This window comes from Leptospira barantonii, from assembly GCF_002811925.1.
In the GTDB taxonomy this organism is placed as follows: Bacteria; Spirochaetota; Leptospiria; order Leptospirales; family Leptospiraceae; genus Leptospira; species Leptospira barantonii.
The window spans coordinates 1-542 of sequence record NZ_NPDS01000017.1 but is presented as its reverse complement, the minus strand read 5'-3'; the positions used below and the strand labels follow the sequence as shown (position 1 = coordinate 542).

General features: G+C 43.9%; 1 protein-coding gene. It reads left to right on the top strand.

Going from position 1 to position 542, the window contains the following annotated elements:
* Window positions 1-64: 64 nt before the first annotated feature.
* A partial coding sequence (locus CH367_RS20690) for a DUF1564 domain-containing protein (protein WP_100764398.1) occupies window positions 65-542 on the top strand: 478 nt, incomplete at its 3' end.

The window sequence follows — 542 nt, the reverse complement described above, 5'->3', positions numbered from 1 at the left end:
CCGAGGTGACGTCACTCGGAACCGTATGGGTTGAAGTTTTAGAAAAAACGGAGGAGCGTCACGCATGGGAGCAATCATTCTTTCTGAAAATCAAAAGGTGAAAACAAGACTTACAATTGATGGAGTTTCGAGCGTCGAAACGTTTTTGATTCCGGAAGAATATTGGGTGCCGTTGAGCCCTGAAGGACGTAAACAATTACCGGAAAAGATTCGAAGACTTTTGAGGAGGTTCGGAAAACATATCATCGCGATGCATCGTTTAAATCCGAAACCGGGCAAGACAATGTATCAAAGGGATCGTGGTAGGTTGGTTCGATTTAACGTAAGAATGAGCACTGCGCTCGGTGCAATTCTCGGTTCTTTTGCGGCTTCTCATGGTGTTTCTCGGTGTTTTTTAGTGAATTATCTGCTTTGGATGGATGAGGTAGGGATCGCAGATTCTATCTTTGAAATCGTGAGTGTGGGAACTCCATCCTTCCACGATTTATACAGAAATATTCTGACCCTCGATTTAGCATCCAACACGATCACACGCGAATTTA